We start from the raw sequence: 16,536 nt of genomic DNA, 5'->3' as shown, positions 1-16,536 counted from the left end.
GAAATGCGAGTTCGGCTTGGCGTTATTTTGCGAACGCAAAATCATGCCAAACGTCACTGTCTGAGCATTTTGAGTATATATACGAAAATTCAAGTTCTAAGTTCCAAATCCAAATTGAAAATCAATCCAAACTTCGGACACAAAAAAGCAAGTCTTAGCGTTTTAGTAGAGATCAGGTGCGGGTTTTGAGTTCTACTTTTTTGATTAGGACTTCCATTTCATCCATAAGTTGGTTGGCTCTTTTGTCCAATGTTTTATATGGAGTTGAATTGGACAAGTCCAAGCCTGCGTCTAATAAAATTTCGTGGGGATACTTGGATCCTCCAGCTTTTAGTACTTGTAAATATTTATTTAATACGTCTTTATTTCCTGCTAGGATTTGATCGGCAAAATAATAGGCTCCTGCCATAGAGGTGGAGTATTGATACACATAGAATCCGCCGTAAAAATGGGGGACGAACATCCATTCTTTGAAATAAAGAGGATCGACATTCATGACTTTTTTGTTGTGACCATAGTAGCGTCTGAGAATGTCACCGTACACTTCGCTGATCTTTTGCCCCGTTAAGGCTCCTTCTTTGGCAGCAATTTCATGTACCGCGAGTTCAAACTCTGCAAATTGAGCTTGTCGAAAGTAAGTAGTACGCAAAGATTCTAAAGCTTCGTTAAGGTAATAGAGTCGCTCTTCATCAGACTGCGCTGTCTTAACAGCATGATCATTTAATAAGACTTCATTAGTGATGGCTGCGATTTCTCCTATAAAGATCGAGTAACGAGATTTGGCGTAAGGCTGGTGGGCATTACTAAGAATAGAGTGTAAAGCATGCCCCCATTCGTGGGCGTAGGTGGATGCAGAACTGTAGTCATCTTGATGATTAAGAAACACATAAGGATGCACATCATAAGCATTGCTAGACATAAACGCGCCACTGCTTTTACCTTTGCTAGGATAAATGCTCATCCAGTTTTTAGAAGTGGCTTCAGTGATTTTTGTCACATAATCTGTGCCTAAGGGTTTGACAGCATCCAAAGTCATCTTTTGAGTTTCGGCAATAGGAAACGTCTTTGGACTCTTGATCACAGTGGGATAAGCATCAAAGTACTCTTGTTTTTTAAGCCCTAACATTTTTCCGCGCAGTTGAAGATAACGATGAAGTGTGGGAAGACTTTTATTCACCTCTTGAATCATTTTACGATAAGTGGCTTCGGGAATCTGCTGAGGACTTAGCGCTGCAGAAAGTGCATTCTTATGTTTTTTTAATCGCGCTAACGTATTTCTGGTGATCACAGTTTGAGCGTATGTAGACCCCATAGTGCGTTCAAATTGTGAGAGGGTGGAGTAAAAACTTTGAAAGGCGGCTTGTCGATCAGGACGATGAGAAGAGCCTCTGTACTTGGTGTATCCCGCCACATTGATCTCTTGAACGCCGTCACTCATTTTCACTTTGGACCATGGCATTTCGGTATTTAATAAAAAAGAAAAAGTCTCGCGAGATTTACTGAGCGACGGACTTAAAGCACCAATAAGAGCCTCTTCAGAAGAAGAAAGCACATGAGCTCCTTGATCTAATGTTCGTCTGAGTATTTGCGAATAAGGTTCAAGAGCTTTTTCGTTTTGTACAAAACCTTGAATCTTTGTGGTTCCTGCTTGAACTATCTCAGGTTCAAAAAAACTACTCTCTTCAAAGATCTTTGCAAAAAGATTCTGACATCTTTGAGCGTGAGCGGTATTTTTACTTAACAGATGATTTGTGCTTTGTTTTAAAAATGCCCAAGAGCAAGTTCGACCCGTTTTGCGATACAGACCATATTGTAAATCTAAACACGTTGCGAGCTGCTTAGCACTTGTCGTGAGCTTGCCTTGGCACTTTCCAAGTGTGGGAATCTGTTTTTCGATCTGCTCCACTTGCCCAGTCCATTGCTTTTCATTTTTGACTAAATCTGTGAGGTCCCATTCTGCGGCAGGAGTAGTTTTTGGAGAGGCGTGTGCGACACTCATTAGACCAAGGGCTGTGTTAAAAAAGAACAAAGCAATAAAAAAATATCGAACCGACATCCAGACCTCCGTGAATATGTTGAGTAAGCTTTAGAACATTTACTTTGTGTAAATTTTCCGCAGCCGCTCTAGTATTAAGCTAAAGAGGTGAGGAGGCAAATACGTAGGCGTAATTTTTGATTATAGCTATCAGTTACAATTACATTTACACCTGAAAAATGAGGATAGACCCCAGCATGTGCAACCTTAAGTTGCAGTCCTGCACATGTTCACATGTGATCATGGTGAGAGATGAATTTGTGCGCAAAATATAAGCAGATTTTTTTAAATGAAAATTGATTGAAAATTTCTATATTTCCTTTATATCTAATAAGAAAAGTAATACTAGACAGAGTAAAACGTTAACAAGCAGGTCGCATCTTATGATTAAAAAGTTAGTAGGTGCCGCGGTAGGATTTGGCATTCTATTCGGCGTGGGAGCATTTTTTTATCTCCTTACAAATAACAAGCTTAATATCGGTTACAACCAAGGTCATGCACCAGAACAGCCTTTGCCTTACTCCCACAAATGGCATGCAGGAACCCTCGAAATTGACTGTAAATACTGTCACGTTGCTGCTTCTGAGTCCCGCCATGCTTCTGTTCCAAGTCTGAACATCTGCATGAATTGCCATTTAAACGTGGGAACAAAAACAGATGCTTTGGATCAACTTAAAGATGCTTTTAACAATGATGAGCCGATCGCATGGAATCGCGTTCATATGTTGCCAGATCATGTGAAATTTAACCACGCACCACACATTAAGGCAGGCAAAGACTGTCAAGAGTGTCATGGAGCGATTGAAACTATGGATACGGTGTCTCAGTCCTCAGACCTATCCATGGGCTGGTGTATTAACTGTCATAGAGAGCAAGAGCCTCCTGCTCCTATCAACTGTTCAACCTGTCACTACTAATTTTCAGGAGTATAAAGCGCATGAAAAATGAAACCACAGAAAAAACAGAGAATAAAGCTCCTAAGTATTGGCTCAGTTTGGATCAATGGAGAAACGATCCTGACTTCCAAGAACTAGCGCAGCGTGAATTCATGTCATCTCCTATGGCAGATGAGATTGAACAAGAAGAGGCCGCGCAAGGCGGTTGGGCACGTCGTGAGTTTTTAAAGCTTATGGGTGCAAGCATTGCGCTCACATCTTTTGGTTGTGTTCGTCGTCCTGTTCAAAAGATTGTTCCTTTTGCAAAACGTCCCAAAGAGATCGTTCCTGGTCTTCCCAACTACTATGCTTCGACATTTGTAGATGGGGGTGATGTGACAGGTCTTGTGGTGAAGACTCGTGAAGGGCGTCCCATTAAGCTAGAAGGGAATGAGTTTTATCCTGGAATTGGTGAAGCTCTCTCCACGCGTGGACAAGCTTTTGTGTTAAGTCTTTATGATCCTGACCGTTTAACATCTCCAGTGCATAACTTGGTCAATAAAGCCCGAACGAACAGAGACACTTTGTCTTTAACATGGGCTCAAGCTGAAACTGCACTTAAAGATGCGGTGGCAGGAAGTGGTGTGTATGTGCTGTCAGGCTCTAATGCTTCACCGACCTCTCGCAAATTGATTTCTGAATTTGTACAAAAAGGTGGCGGTAAGTATTTTGAATACGAACCTATTGATTACTCTTCCTACCTCGCTTCACAAAAAAGAGTGCACGATAAGTCAGAAGGGGTTCCTTATGCGGATTTCACTAAAGCTGATGTGATCGTCGGTATTGATGTGGATTATTTGGGTGTTGGCCCGCATTCTATGGAGTATCAACGCGAGTTTGCTAACCGTAGATTCCCTGATGCCAACATGAACTACTCTGTGCAGTTTGAAACTATGTTATCTGTAACAGGAATGAATGCGGATCAAAGATATCCTATTCGTCCTAGTCAACAAGTGCCTCTTGCTATGGTGCTGACTCATAAAGTCTGCCAAAAATTAGGTCTCAGTTATCCTCAAGTATGGAGAGACTTACTGACTTCCTTTAAAGACATTTTAGCCGAACTTAAAGTTTCTGATGCTCAATTGGATCAGTTGGCAGAACGCTTAGTGACGTCTCGTGGTCGTTCAGTAGTGATGACGGGAGGACTGACTTCTTTAACTCAAAACCAATCTACTTTGTTTGATGTTGTAAACTACTTAAATGGCATTTTGGGTAATGATGGAAAAGTGATCAAGTACTCTAGCCCCTCTTTATCTTACCGAGGATCAGTGTCAGCGATTACAGAATTGATGGCCGATATTGAAGCAGGTAAGGTCAATGCGCTTGTCATTCATAAAACTAACCCTCTTTACTATTTGCCTAATGTGAAAGAATTCAGAGAGGCCTTAGCAAAAGTAAAGACTATTTTTTATACTGGCGATCGCAATGACGAAACGGGCTCTGTGTGTGACTACATCATCCCAGACCATCATGACCTTGAAAAATGGGCAGATGCTGAAGGGGTGAAGGGCATTTACAGCATTCAGCAGCCTACGATTCAACCTCTTTATGATACAAAAGCTTTTGAGGATGTTCTTCTTGGTGCTTTAGGAAATGACTCTGACTGGTACACTTATCTTAAAAAATCAGTGCAGTCTAAAGTCGGAAATACTGAACAGGCTTGGGTGGACTTCTTACAAAAAGGTGTAGTGGGTAAAAAAGACCTTTCTGCATCAGGTTCGCGCAGTTACAAAGCCACCGAGCAAAAAGGCTTCCAACTTGATCAATCTCCTGAGTTTGAACTTGTACTTTACCCTACAGTTGGGATCAAAGATGGAACTTTGGCTAACGTATCTTGGCTGCAAGAGTTCCCCGATCCAGTGACTAAAATCTGCTGGGACAACTATGTATCTATGAGTATCAAAACCGCAGAACAGCTTAAAGTTCGTGAAGGACAAATTGTTGAGCTGTCTGTAGATGGAAAAACCTTAAAAGTTCCTGCCCACATTCAAGTCGGATTAGAAGACAAGGTCCTTGCCCTAGCCATCGGTTATGGGCGCAAAGATGCGGGACAAGTGGCAACAGGTGTGGGTGTAAATGCTTACAATTTAGCTAAACTAAAAAATGATAAGGTCATTTACTCAGGTTTAAACGCGACAGTAAAAACCACAAGTAAAATGTATGACCTAGCTAACGTACAAGGCCATCATAGTATGGAAGGCCGCCAGATTGTAGTTGAGGCCACTCTTAAAGACATCATGAAAGACCCCACAGCGGGACGTCATAAGCATAAGGTCTTCTCACTTTGGTCTGAGCACAAGTACAAAGGACACAAGTGGGGAATGGCCGTGGATTTGAGCCGTTGTAATGGTTGTGGTTCTTGTATCGTGGCTTGCCAAGCTGAAAACAACATCCCTGTTGTAGGTAAAAAACATATTCTAAATGGTCGTGAAATGAGTTGGATTCGTGTGGACCGTTACTATACGGGAAGTCCTGAAAATCCAGACGTGGTCTTCCAGCCTATTATGTGTATGCATTGTGATAATGCCCCTTGCGAAACAGTGTGTCCTGTTATTGCGACAGCTCATAGTGATGAGGGCTTAAACGATATGGCTTATAACCGTTGTGTGGGAACAAGATATTGTGCCAACAACTGTCCTTATAAAGTTCGTCGTTTTAACTGGTTTAACTACTCTAAAGTTGAAAACCCACTAAAGATGGTTCTTAACCCTGAAGTGACGGTAAGAACTAGAGGGGTGATGGAGAAGTGCAGTTTCTGCGTTCAAAGAATTCACGCCAAAAAGACAGAAGTGAAGCTGGCTGATCGCAAGATCGAAGACGGTGATATCAAAACCGCGTGTCAGCAAACATGCCCTACAAAGGCTCTTGTATTTGGGGACTTGAATGATCCCAACAGTGAAGTGGGCAAAATGCACAGAAATTTACGTTCTTACTCTTTACTAGAAGAGTTGGCCGTGTACCCTGCTGTAAAGTTTTTATCTAAAGTCAGAAACGTAGATGAGCTTAAGACAGCAAGTCATGATCAAAGCAATAAAAAAGGTGGGCATCACTGATGGAATCTTTTAGAAAGCCTTTAGTTCAAGGAAATAAGTCATTAAAAGACGTGACGGATGACATAGCATCCTTAGTTGAAACCCCTCCTGGTGGTCGATGGTTAGCCATGATTGCCGCCTCTAGTTCTGTGTTTGCATTCTATATTGTGGTGATCGCAGCGATCGTAGGCATTGGGATGGGACTGATGGGGGTCAATAGCCCTATTGGTTGGGGGATGGACATCGTCACCTTCGTATTTTGGGTAGGTATTGGTCATGCGGGAACCTTGATCTCTGCGGTGTTATATCTTTTCCGCCAAAAGTGGAGAACCTCCATCGCTAGAACAGCGGAAGCTATGACGGTCTTTGCGGTGATGACAGCAGGAATTTTTCCTATCATTCACACAGGCCGACCATGGTTTGCCTTTTGGCTTTTTCCCTATCCGAACCAAAGAGGTCCTTTGTGGGTGAACTTTAGATCTCCACTTTTATGGGACGTTTTTGCGATCTCTACTTATGCTACAGTTTCTATTGTGTTTTGGTATGTGGGGATGGTGCCTGACTTAGCCACACTTCGAGATCGTGCTAAAACCAAAATTCGTAAGACTCTTTACGGAATATTTTCTTTAGGTTGGAGAGGCCGTGCGAGAGACTGGGGACACTTTGAAATTGTGTATCTGATCCTTGCAGCCCTTTCTACACCCTTGGTTCTTTCGGTTCACAGTATCGTATCTTTTGACTTTGCAGTGGCTCAGCTTCCAGGGTGGCACACTACCATTTTCCCTCCTTACTTTGTGGCAGGGGCGATCTTTTCTGGATTTGCGATGGTGGTGACCTTAATGACTTTGGTTCGCATTGCCGTGCCTAAGTTTAAAGACTACATCACGTTGGATCACATGGAGCTGATGAACAAGGTGATCATGACCACAGGAATGCTTGTGGGTTATGCCTATGGGTCTGAATTTTTTATCGCTTGGTACTCAGGCTCTGTGTACGAAGTGTATGCCTTCACCAATAGAGCCTTTGGGCCTTACTGGTGGTCCTATTGGACGATGATCACTTGTAACGTATTGATTCCTCAAATCTTCTGGTTCAAAAAAGCCCGCCGTCATATCCCAACCATGTTTATCGTTTCGATTTTTGTAAATATTGGGATGTGGTTTGAAAGATATGTGATCACAGTGACTTCACTGCACAGGGACTTCTTACCTTCGAGCTGGGGTATGTACGACATGACCTTCTATGATTTTGGGGTCTTGATTGGAAGTTTTGGTATGTTCTTTACATTATTTTTACTTTACATCCGTGCCATTCCTGCGGTAGCCATAGCAGAGATCAAACCTGTGCTGGGCTTTGGAAAGAGCAGCAAGGGAGGTCACCATGGCTAGTCAAAAGGGGATCATGGGCATTTGGTTGGCTGAAGAGGACATTCTTCATGCAGCTGAAACAGTTAAAAACAAGGGGTATTTAAAATTCGACGCGATCACACCATATCCAGTACACGGCATGGAAGACGCCAGCGGCCTGAGCAGGTCATGGATCCCATGGGTTACTTTCTTTGCAGGTGTGACTGGCTGTCTATTTGGTCTTTGGTTTACTTGGTGGACCTCTGCTGTCAGCTGGCCCGTTAATATTGGGGGTAAGCCCATGTGGTCTTTACCCGCGTTCATTCCAGTTATTTTTGAATTGACCATCTTATTTGCGGCTTTGGCCAGTGTGGGAGCTATGATTATCGCTTGTGGTTTACCTAAAGTGAACCCACCTGTTGTTGATCCTGATTTAACATCACATAAGTTTGGTTTGATCATTTATGATCAAGATCAAAAGTACAATTCTTCAGAAATTCAGAATTTATTTAAAGAGCTGGGTGCAGATGCAGTTCACGACGTGGTGGAGTATTAGAATGAAGAAGTCATGCATTTTAGTTTTAGCTTTTTTGGTATTTGCAGGTTGTGACAAGACTAAACCTAACAGAGAGTATCTGCCAGGGACTGCGATGTTAGAAGGCCCAGATATTAAAGCCCAAGAAGGTGATAAAGACAGTAAGATCACCAGCAAACTTCCTCCAGAACATGCGATTCCGCGTTTACGTTATGTTCCAGAGATGGGCACTGAAGAAGCAGGAAAGCTTAAGAATCCACTTCGAAGTGTGTCCGCAGAAGAGTTAGCAAAGTATAACTCCATAGGTGCTGAGAAATTTAGAATTTACTGCGCTGTTTGCCACGGTGATAAAGCCGATGGCAACAGCAAGATGATGGAAGTGGCAAGAAAGAGCTTTGTGATTCCTCCACCTAACTTACTTCAAGATCGCATTAAAGATTACACCGATGGACGACTCTATTATGTGGTCACGTATGGTTGGGGACTTATGGGCAACTACAGTAACCAAATCTATGACGAGAAAGAACGTTGGGCTGTGGTGGATCATCTTAGACGCCTACAAAATAAGAAAGAGTCAGGAGAATAGACATGCATAAGACCGTTGAAATTAAAGCTCCTCAAAAATTTGAAACTCCCACAAAACTAAAGCTGACCTTCATAGCACTAGCGGCTTTAGGTGCTTTAGCCTTTGTGTTTTTATTATTTAAAGATCCGACTCGTGCTTGGCAGTCTTATCTTTTGGGTACAGTGTATTTTGTTTCTGTGGCTCTTATAGGCCTTTTCTTTATTGCCATTCACTTTTTAACCCAATCAGGCTGGAGTGTGAACGTTAGACGTCTATTTGAAGCCACAGCGGCCTATATCCCAGTGGCTGCGGTATTGACCTTGATCCTTATGCTTTTTGGTGTGGGTTATCTTTTCAGTTGGTTAAACCCTGAGGTTGTGGCTAAAGATTCACTCTTGTTGCACAAACAAGGTTATCTGAACCCTACATTTTTTTGGATCAGATTTATTGTGTTCTTTGGCGGTTGGATTTTATTTAACCACTTCATCGTTAATGGCACTCGTAAACAAGACCAAACTGGGGACAAGTCTTTAGTCAAAGCTATTGTTCCTAAGAGCGTGGGTTACATTATGTTTTTTGCCTTAAGCTTCTCCTTTTTTGCGGTAGATTTTTTGATGAGTTTAGAGCCTCACTGGTTTAGTACTATCTTTGGGATTTACCTTTTTGGTGGAGCATCTCAAACCTTTTTTGCCATGATGATCATCGCTACGATCTTTCTGATCAAACGTGGGTACTATAACGGAATGGTGAACGAGAACCATATCCATGACATGGCCAAGTACATGCTAGGCTTTACCGTGTTCTGGGCCTACATTGCGTTCTCGCAGTTTATGTTGATCTGGTATGCCAACTTGCCTGAAGAGACCATCTTCTTTGTTCACCGCATGGAAGGTCCTTGGGCTGTGATGTCTGTGGCTTTGATTATCTTGAAATTTGTGATCCCTTTTCTTGCACTCCTACCAAGATGGGCGAAGCGTGATATGAACTACATCCGAATCATTTGTGGTTTGATCATCATCACACAATTTTTAGACCTTCATTGGTTGATCTATCCTAACTTTGATGACCACGCTGTTCAGCTGAATGGTTTTGATGTGGCTGTGTTTTTAGGGTTCTTGGGAATTTTTGGACTGACATTTACAAACTATCTGTCTAAAAACTCACTGATTCCTATGAATGACCCTTACATCGAAGAGTCTGCGGCTCACGAAGTGGTCTATCACTAGACGAAGTGACCTTTTCATAGACTGCGTCTTAGTAGAAATAAAAAGCCTAGAGTTTTCTAGGCTTTTTTTATTTATGCAAAAATTTTATTTTTTTAGTCTACTTGCTAAGATAGAGTGAGATTTAAATTGTATCCTGCTGGAATGATATCCCATCGGGAGATCCCATTGCGATGGGGATAAAACTCAATGTTCTAGTTTAGAATTAAAATCTTGTAGAAGTTCAACATATTTTTTTGGATCTTCCACGCTTAAAGAATGTCCATTGTCTTTTAGCACTACAAGCTCAGACTGAGGCAGAAGTTCGTGCATCTCTATAGATCCTTCTAGAGGAAGAACCATGTCTTTTTCTCCATGTAAAATGAGAGTGGGTAGAGTGATCTCTGACATGCGGTGAGTGATGTCCACATTGTTGCAAAGCTCTTCAGGCACACCCACCCAGACAGGTTCATCGACATTAAAAGTGGCTTTGGCCAAGGCTTTAAAATAGTCTGTGGATGTATCTACACCTTCGATAGTGGCGGCAATGGTGGTGTTAGATAGATTTTCATCTTGTGACAGAGCATGAAAGTGTGCCAGTAACACATCTTGGGGTACAGGAGACACGATACCTTTAGGACCAATGCTATCTAAAAGCACTAAGGACGCAAATGGTGTAGCATCTTTTAAAATGGCAAGCATGGCAATCAAGCCTCCCGTGGAATGTCCCACCACTTGCACGTCTTTTAATTCAAGGTACTTGATTAAACTTAAAACGTCCTCCGCAAAGGTTTCAAACTTAATTTCTGATTTTTGTGTCAACCCTTTGGATTGACCGCAGCCTCTCCAATCCATACAGACCAAACGTCCCTTTTTAGGAAGCGCTTGAGCTTTGAGTACGTCAATAACGGGATGCCACCAGATGCTACAGGCTAAATTGCCATGAATCAGTAGAGTGTCTTTATCCACCAGTCCATCATAGACCTCATAATAAACTTTAAATCCATTCACAACTAAATATGCCATAAAACGTCCTTGTGAAATAAATCCTTCTTGTGCAGAAAAAAATTAAGTCCTATTTTTTAAACCTAAACCTAAACCTAAACCTAAACCTAAATTCTATCTTTTAAAAAACAAAACCGATACGGGTGCTATGCTCTTAAAGAGTCAGTCCGCCGTCTACGCTGAGGACTGTGCCATTGATGTACGAGGCCTCTTCAGAAGATAAAAATAAACAGGCGTTGGCAATGTCTTGCACTAAACCCATACGCTTCACAGGCACTTTCTCCACAAGCGCAGTTAAAACCTCTGCGGGCATGGCCTCTGTCATTTTAGTGCTGATAAATCCTGGGGCAATGGCATTCGAAGTGAACCCTTTGCGTCCCAGTTCTTTCGCCCATGTTTTTGTAAGACCGATCACGCCTGCTTTGGCTGCGGCATAGTTGGTTTGACCAAAGTTACCGTAAAGAGCAACGACACTGGCCATATTGATGATTCTTTTATGTGAAGACGTTTCATTGAACTTATTTTGTTCTAAAATGCTTTTGGTCACATTAAAAAGTCCTGTGAGGTTAGTATTGATGACCTGTGTGAAATCTTCAACTGTCATCTTAGCAAAACTTTTATCTCGTGTGATACCTGCGTTATTTACTAAAATATCAAGACTTGTAGTTTGTGAAATCGCATTTAAACAGCTTTGATAGTCTGTCACATCCACTGGGGCCACCTCTAGACGATCTGCGTACTCTGACAGTTCTTTTTTAATAACTTCTAAGGTTTGGGGATTATAATCCCACACCACCACGTTAGCACCTGATGTCAAAAAGCTTTTTGTGATCTCAAAACCAATACCTTGCGCTCCGCCAGTAACAAGCGCTTTTTTATTCTGAAAATTATATTTTATAGACACATTTCCCCCAAGTGAAATTCTGCTTCAGTGCAGAGATAGATTGCAGATGAAAAGTATCGAGCGACAAATTTAATGTCAAATACTTGTCAAATAATAAAGAGCAATACTAAGCTTACTGTCGAACTTTCTAGGAGGGGGACTATGGCCGAAGGATTACGAAGAGCCACTATAGTGGGAACGGGGCTATCTACGGGAGCACGTCTGATTGAGAACAGTTATTTTGATGAAAAGTATCAAAAAGACATTTCCACTTTTTTACGAGAAAAAAGAAACATCCACCAGCGTTACTTTATGGATGAGACACAGTCGACTTCGGATCTGGTTGTCTCTGCGGCTGAAAAAGCTTTAAAGCGTGCAGGTCTTACGGCTCAAGACATAAATCTTATTATCGTTGCCACAGACACTCCTGATTATCTTTCGCCCAGCACAGCGGCTGTGGTTCAACATAAGTTAGGAGCAAAAAATGCGGGCGTATTTGATTTAAACACGGCGTGTGCAGGTTTTGTCACGGCTTTAGATGTAGCGCAAAAGTATATTGCTACAGAAGTTTCTTATAAAAATATATTGGTTGTAGGTGCTTATGGTATGAGCCGCTACTTAAACTGGGACGATTACAAAATTGCTTCGATGTTTGCTGATGGAGCAGGAGCGGTGATTGTCAGTGCGGCGGAAGACACTCAGGGCATTATGGCCACAGAGCTTTATGCTGACGGGCAGTACTATGACTATATGGGAGTGTATGCGGGAGGAACAGCAATGCCTATCTCTCACGATGCCATTGAAAAAAAAGAACACCTTCTTAATTTTGCCAAAAAAATTCCAACAGAAACTAACGCTATTCAGTGGCCAAGGCTGAGTAGAAATCTTTTGGATAGAATTCAAAAGACATCACAAGACATTGATCATTTTTTCTTAACCCAACTCAATATTGATACCATCAACGCCGCTCTAGATGAGCTAGGGGTAGCCAGAAGTAAGTCCCACAATGTGATGGATAAGTTTGGGTATACAGGAAGCGCGTGCATTCCCATGGCTCTTGCTGATGCTGTGGAACAAAAGAAACTTAAAAAAGGGGACTTGGTGTTTATGTTAGGCTCAGGGGGTGGCATGTCTATGGCTGCACTGGCTATGGAATGGGGTTTTGATTCATGAGTCATGAGGCTATAGAAGTAGATGGGCTTAAGCGGTGGAAGACCTATGCCCCTGATAAACCTGCGCTGATTCATTATGCTGAGGGGAAGACTTACACCTACTCGCAGATGTATTCCGTGGCTTGTGAGCTTGCAACGTATTTGCAGTCAAAGGGCATATGGCATGGAGATCGTGTCGCAGTCCTCGCGCACAATCGTATAGAAACCATCATGATGTTTTTTGCTTTGCAAAGGTTAGGGGCCATCTTAGTGCCTTTAAACTTTCGTTTATCACCTCCAGAGTTAGATTATATTTTACAAGACTGTGCCCCTCAGTGTTTATTTTATGATGAGGCTTTAATGCCTACGGTTGAAAGCCTGAAGTATGAAGGGGAGAGGGAAAATTATAGCACTTGTGTTTCTTCTTTGATTCTTCAAAGTTGTGAGGTGCAAAAAGATGCTGGTTTTGCCTGTGGTTTTGAAGATCCCTGTTTAATTTTATACACTTCAGGCACAACAGGTTTTCCGAAAGGTGCAGTTTTAACGCCGAAGATGATGTTTTGGAATTCTATTAACACCTCTTTAAGTTTAAACATTGAATCCAATGACAGAACAGTGAACTTTGCCCCACTTTTTCATACAGGGGGATGGAATGTTTTAATGACTCCATTTTTCCATAGAGGAGCTACGGTCATCTTCTTTGAAAAGTTTGAAGCCACAAAGATTTTAGAAATTTGCGCCCAAGAAAAAGTCACTTTGCTTTTTGGTGTGCCCACGATGCTGGCAATGATGGCAGAGGCAGAAATCTTCCAAGCTACAGATTTAAGTTCCTTACGATACGTCATCGTGGGGGGCGAGCCTATGCCCTTAGGCTTGATCCAAACTTGGAATGAAAAGGGTGTTCCCGTACGTCAAGGATATGGTCTGACAGAGTTTGGACCTAATTGTTTTTCTTTAAGTGAAAAAGACGCGCAGTCTAGAATGGGCTCTATTGGACGTCCTAATTTTTATGTGCAAACCCAAGTGGTGGATGATCGGGGACAAGAGGTCGCCTGTGGAGAAGTGGGTGAGCTGTGGTTAAAGGGCCCAAGTTGTATGAAAGGGTACTGGAATAATGAAAAGGCCACCCAAGAGACAATGGACTCAGGCTGGTTAAAAACAGGAGATCTGGTTCGTAAAGACGAAGACGATTATTTTTATGTTGTAGGACGAAAAAAAGACATGTTCATCAGTGGTGGAGAAAACGTTTACCCCGTTGAAGTGGAAAAAGTCTTACAAAGTCATCCGCACATTGCCGAGGCCGCTGTGATAGGCACTGCGGACGAAAAATGGGGTGAGGTCGGTAAAGCCTTTATTGTGTGTAAAGAGTCCGCCTTGGATGAACAGAGCTTAAAAGATTTTTGTCGTGCAGAGCTTGCGGGTTACAAGGTGCCTAAGCACTTTGTGTTTTTGTCTGAACTTCCTAAAGGAGATTCAGGTAAAATTCAAAAACGTATTTTAAAAGAGATGAGTTTATAAAAAGGGAGAGGAATATGAAATTTGTTTTAAGTTTGATTTTGATGATGGGTATGGGACTCTCTCAAGCATGGGCTTTAAATGTGGATGAGGAAGGGATTTTGGAATTGGCCAAAGACCATACTGTGTATTACCGTTACACTAAACCCGTGGCCGATAAACCCACAGTCGTGCTTCTTAATGGTTTGATCTACTCCATTTCACATTGGGATCAGTATTATCAGGAGATGACACAAAAAGGTTATGGTGTTTTGCAGGTGGCTTACAGCACCCAGCCTGAATCTCTGCGTGGTTTGGAAGGGGAGGCCCCTTACTTCAGCCGTTTTATTATGACTTTGCAAGGGCCTTCGATGCAGGGTTTGGAAACTAAAGACCTAGCCAGTGATATTTTAAAAACAGCTGATTTTTTAGGGATTAAAAAGTTTCATCTTTTAACTTTATCCTATGGGTCAATTGTGGGCAGCCACATTGCCAACCACCACGCCGACCGAGTGCTGTCTGTGATTTTGGTGGCACCAGCTGTGATCTCTTCTAATCGTTATATCCCTTACGGGGCTTCTAGACATGCTCATTATCTTTTACAGCACAAAGTGAATGTGAATCCTTTTTACGATCCTGACTATTTTTATGATGCTGAAATTTATCAGTCTATGCGTTTGATCATGCAACCTCAGATTGCCACTTTAGATTTAGAAGGTGTGGGGTTTGAGAACTTCTTTAATGGAGTTTATCAGATGGCGCGATCTGCAAAGTACTTTGACTTAAAAGATCAAGCCGATAAGGCGTGGCCTAAGACCACTTTGGTGATGGCCTCTATTGAGGATGCGCCCTTACAAAAAGATCAATTGCAATTTTGGAAATTAAAACAACAAGCGGCAAAGAACAGCCAACTTATTTTTGTAGATGGGGCGCCTCATGCCATTCCTGGAGCTTACCCTAAAGTGATGTCTATGATCACTGATGCCATACTGGAGTCGCAAGTGACTAAGCCAGAAAGCACTTTCAGTATTGACTCTGCTCAGTGGTGGGAAGGGTGTGTGAACTCTAAAGGTCAAGCTTGTGAACAGTTTGTGGGGAGTTCGTCTGGCAGTAGTTCTGCAAGCAGTTCCAAATAAGAAAACCGTAGAGGAAGGTTTATGACACAAGTCTGTCAAATGATGAAAGTCTTTATGGGTGTAGCAGCTATCATGTTCTTAGGAGTAGGGACAGTGGGAGCCACGCCCACGCCTACAGAGGAAGTCGCATCAACTCCTGTTGAAAGTCGCTCTACCTCTGATGGGGATTTGACCTCTCTCGAAGTCGCTCCTGCTGCTGGTGGAGTCTCAACTTCTGCCGAGTCTACCTCTATGGCTGGGGGCACTTCCTCTTCGGCGTGGAAGCCTTTTAATAAAAATTGGTCCGTAGGTGTAGATCAGCTCAGTTACAGATTTACAGGTGTCAGACCTGCAGATGGCGACATTTATAGTTTTGATGATGTCAGTTTGGACATGCAGATGTTGACCTACAAGTTAGACCTTAGTGCTTTCACTTCGATAAAGTTAGTGGGAAGTTATATTACAAATTATGCTGAAACCTATTTTATGGGATCACTCTATAAAGACCGTGCAAAGGGATGGGGAGACACGCTTCTAACACTCAGTCATACTCATATTTTTAATCCCTCAACATTGGCACTGATAGATGTTGGACTTTCTACACCAACAGGGTCTGTGAATAAGAAAAACGCGAATAACACAAGCCTTAACTATCCCTACAATATGCAGTTGGGTTCAGGGACGTGGGACCCGACACTTTCAGCCCTTGTTCTTAAGACGTTATGGTCTAAACACCAACTGGGGGCTTTGGCTTTAGCCAAAGTGCGTACAGGTAGGAATGAAAATGGCTACCGCTTAGGTCATGAGCAAATGTATAGCCTGTGGTATTCGTATATTTTTAGCTCTTACCTAGTGGCCATGGCCAAGTGGAGTTTAAAAAATACCGAAGCCATCCAGGGCGAAGATGAGACTTTTGGGCGCAATATGTTTACTGAGTTTTATCATCATAACCGCAAGTACTGGGATTTTACTTTATCTCTGACCTCTTCTGTGCCTTTAAGTGCGTCTACAAGTCTGCAACTTTTGGTGGCGGCTCCACTTTGGCAGGGATTTGATAACATTGATAACGTCGAAGTGGACATGAAATGGTATGGACAAGTGGGGCTTAGGTACCAAATGCAATAGTTTGAGGCCCCGCCACAGGGCCCAATTATTAAGGATTTCAAGACTTTGCTTGACAGTTGAGTGCTTTTCTCGTTTTCTATAGGTATGTATCATAAAAAAGCCCAGTCTTTATT

At 42.4% G+C, this 16,536-nt stretch carries 13 protein-coding genes; 10 read left to right on the top strand and 3 right to left on the bottom strand.

Going from position 1 to position 16,536, the window contains the following annotated elements; all coding sequences use genetic code 11:
* Window positions 1–172 precede the first annotated feature (172 nt).
* Entirely contained in the window at window positions 173–2,056 is a 1,884-nt protein-coding gene (gene pepF, locus M9899_03030) for an oligoendopeptidase F (protein ID MCO5113129.1), read from the bottom strand.
* Between the two features lie 362 nt (window positions 2,057–2,418).
* Here pepF and M9899_03025 point away from each other — a divergent pair, with 362 nt between their 5' ends.
* Genes M9899_03025 through M9899_03000 form a run of 6 tightly spaced genes read left to right on the top strand, consistent with a single transcriptional unit; the run spans window position 2,419 to window position 9,674 of the window.
* Window positions 2,419–2,952 carry a cytochrome c family protein gene (locus M9899_03025; protein MCO5113128.1) on the top strand — a complete coding sequence of 178 codons (534 nt, stop codon included), beginning with the start codon at window positions 2,419–2,421 and terminating at the stop codon, window positions 2,950–2,952.
* 20 nt (window positions 2,953–2,972) lie between these two features.
* Window positions 2,973–6,023, top strand: a complete 3,051-nt coding sequence (locus M9899_03020) for a TAT-variant-translocated molybdopterin oxidoreductase (protein ID MCO5113127.1) — start codon at window positions 2,973–2,975, stop codon at window positions 6,021–6,023.
* Window positions 6,023–7,390 (top strand): polysulfide reductase NrfD, encoded by a 1,368-nt coding sequence (nrfD, locus tag M9899_03015; GenBank protein MCO5113126.1) that lies wholly within the window; start codon window positions 6,023–6,025, stop codon window positions 7,388–7,390. Before M9899_03020 ends, nrfD begins: the two co-directional genes overlap by 1 nt.
* Complete coding sequence (locus tag M9899_03010; GenBank protein MCO5113125.1) at window positions 7,383–7,904, top strand: DUF3341 domain-containing protein; 522 nt, start codon at window positions 7,383–7,385, stop codon at window positions 7,902–7,904. The genes nrfD and M9899_03010 overlap by 8 nt, the downstream gene beginning before the upstream one ends.
* 1 nt (window position 7,905) lies before the next feature.
* Window positions 7,906–8,469 carry a cytochrome c gene (locus M9899_03005; protein MCO5113124.1) on the top strand — a complete coding sequence of 188 codons (564 nt, stop codon included), beginning with the start codon at window positions 7,906–7,908 and terminating at the stop codon, window positions 8,467–8,469.
* Window positions 8,470–8,471: 2 nt separating this feature from the next.
* Window positions 8,472–9,674, top strand: coding sequence for a molybdopterin oxidoreductase (locus M9899_03000; protein ID MCO5113123.1), 1,203 nt, complete (start codon window positions 8,472–8,474; stop codon window positions 9,672–9,674).
* 183 nt (window positions 9,675–9,857) lie between these two features.
* Here M9899_03000 and M9899_02995 read toward each other — a convergent pair whose 3' ends face one another.
* Both M9899_02995 and fabG read right to left on the bottom strand, forming a co-directional pair.
* Complete coding sequence (locus M9899_02995) at window positions 9,858–10,676, bottom strand: alpha/beta hydrolase (protein MCO5113122.1); 819 nt, start codon at window positions 10,674–10,676, stop codon at window positions 9,858–9,860.
* A 133-nt stretch (window positions 10,677–10,809) separates the two neighbouring features.
* Window positions 10,810–11,559: a 3-oxoacyl-ACP reductase FabG gene (fabG, locus tag M9899_02990; GenBank protein MCO5113121.1), complete on the bottom strand. Its 750-nt coding sequence runs from the start codon at window positions 11,557–11,559 to the stop codon at window positions 10,810–10,812.
* Window positions 11,560–11,700: 141 nt separating this feature from the next.
* Here fabG and M9899_02985 point away from each other — a divergent pair, with 141 nt between their 5' ends.
* From M9899_02985 to M9899_02970, 4 genes are read left to right on the top strand one after another with little or no spacing between them, the layout of a single operon-like run.
* Entirely contained in the window at window positions 11,701–12,711 is a 1,011-nt protein-coding gene (locus M9899_02985) for a ketoacyl-ACP synthase III (GenBank protein ID MCO5113120.1), read from the top strand.
* Window positions 12,708–14,207, top strand: coding sequence for an o-succinylbenzoate--CoA ligase (menE, locus tag M9899_02980; GenBank protein ID MCO5113119.1), 1,500 nt, complete (start codon window positions 12,708–12,710; stop codon window positions 14,205–14,207). The genes M9899_02985 and menE overlap by 4 nt, the downstream gene beginning before the upstream one ends.
* Window positions 14,208–14,221: 14 nt before the next feature.
* Window positions 14,222–15,319, top strand: coding sequence for an alpha/beta hydrolase (locus M9899_02975; protein ID MCO5113118.1), 1,098 nt, complete (start codon window positions 14,222–14,224; stop codon window positions 15,317–15,319).
* A gap of 21 nt (window positions 15,320–15,340) precedes the next feature.
* Window positions 15,341–16,423 (top strand): hypothetical protein, encoded by a 1,083-nt coding sequence (locus M9899_02970; GenBank protein MCO5113117.1) that lies wholly within the window; start codon window positions 15,341–15,343, stop codon window positions 16,421–16,423.
* The last annotated feature ends 113 nt before the right edge of the window (window positions 16,424–16,536 follow it).

This window comes from Pseudobdellovibrionaceae bacterium, assembly GCA_023954155.1.
Taxonomy (GTDB): domain Bacteria; phylum Bdellovibrionota; class Bdellovibrionia; order Bdellovibrionales; family UBA1609; genus JAMLIO01.
The sequence above is the reverse complement of the archived record's forward strand: the minus strand, read 5'-3'. Positions and strand labels throughout refer to the sequence as shown.